The sequence below is a fragment of the Parendozoicomonas sp. Alg238-R29 genome (assembly GCF_947331445.1).
In the GTDB taxonomy this organism is placed as follows: domain Bacteria; phylum Pseudomonadota; class Gammaproteobacteria; order Pseudomonadales; family Endozoicomonadaceae; genus Sansalvadorimonas.
In genome coordinates this window covers 1-1,374 of sequence record NZ_CAMZOG010000212.1, presented here as the reverse complement: position 1 = coordinate 1,374, position 1,374 = coordinate 1, and the positions used below count along the sequence as shown (strand labels likewise).

General features: G+C 47.6%; 1 protein-coding gene. It reads right to left on the bottom strand.

Features of this window, described 5'->3' with window-relative positions; genetic code table 11:
- Positions 1–143: 143 nt before the first annotated feature.
- Complete coding sequence (locus QMA35_RS21685) at positions 144–1,184, bottom strand: IS481 family transposase (protein ID WP_281649213.1); 1,041 nt, start codon at positions 1,182–1,184, stop codon at positions 144–146.
- Between the last annotated feature and the right edge of the window lie 190 nt (positions 1,185–1,374).

Sequence of the window (1,374 nt, the reverse complement as noted above, 5' to 3'; positions counted from 1 at the left end):
CGTCAATTCCCCTTGGTGATCAAAAACGACAAAGTCGCTTGGTAGTTAAAGTACGACAAAGTCCCTTGGTGTTAACAGAATAAGCTGTAGAAGTCGGGACCTGATCTGACACTTACCGGCATTGAGTCGTATGTATCGTCAGATCAGATTCGGGCTATTTGCTTCTCTTTACAGATCAGCTTGCCGTCTTCAAATGTTTGCATCGGTGTCCGTCCACAACACATTTTCCCTTGATGGGTTCTTTGGGTGTTGTACTCAACCAGCCATGCATCCAAATCCTTCTGGAGCTGGGGGATGTCAGTGTAGATCTTTTTCCTGAATGTCACTTGATAGAACTCATTCAGGATTGTTTTATGGAATCGTTCACAGATCCCATTGGTTTGAGGGTGCCGCGCTTTCGTCTTGGTGTGTTCGATACCACAAGCGGCTAAATACAGCTCATAGTCATGCTGCTCGACTTTACCGCAGAACTCAGTCCCCCGGTCGGTCAGCATTCTGAGCATCGGCACCTCATGCTCTGCAAACAGCGGCATCACCTTGTCATTCAACAAGTCAGCCGCTGTGATTGGCGTTTTGGTTGTATAGAGCTTGCAGCAAGCTACTTTGCTGTAGGTGTCCACAAAGGTCTGTTGATAGACACGCCCAACGCCTTTCAGCGTGCCAACAAAGAACGTATCTTGAGACCCCAGATAGCCGGGATGCGCTGTCTCAATTTCTCCAACAGCTATATCGACTTCCTGTTTCTTCTCAAGCGCCCTGAGCTGATCTTCTGTGAGAACTGCACCAGTCCTGGCCACGTGCTCTTCCAGGGCTTTGAGGCGTTTCTTGAACGTTTCCAGATTATGGCGCTGCCAAACACTGCGAACACCGCTGGAAGACACGAACACACCCTTTTGGCGCAAATCGTTGCTGACGCGAAGCTGGCCTTTGGCCGGGTTATCCAGAGCCATATCAAGAATGGCTTTCTCGACATGTTCTTCTACTCGATTTCTCGGATTGGGCGCTTTCTTTGATTTGGCCAGCAGTGCGTCTATTCCGCCATCTTCATAAGCTGTTTGAACACGGTAGAAGGTGTCTCTGGAAACGCCCATAAGCTTGCAGGCGCGAGAAACATTTCTGAGTTGATCAGCTAATTCGAGAAGTCCAAGCTTGTGTTTAATCGCAGGCTGATTATGCTCAATCATTGAGGGTTACCTTTGGTTTGAATTGTTTGCGTGATACTTACAACTCAAGCCGGTAACCCTCAGCTTTTCAATAGGGCACTGTCAGATCAGATCTAAACTTCTACAGATAAAATTGTTAACACCAAGGGACTTTGTCGTACTTTAACTACCAAGCGACTTTGTCGTTTTTGATCACCAAGGGGAATTGACG

Excerpts from the sequence above, each read along its gene's own strand:
- QMA35_RS21685 (WP_281649213.1), bottom strand. The coding sequence starts at position 1,184 with ATGATTGAGCATAATCAGCCTGCGATTAAACACAAGCTTGGACTTCTC.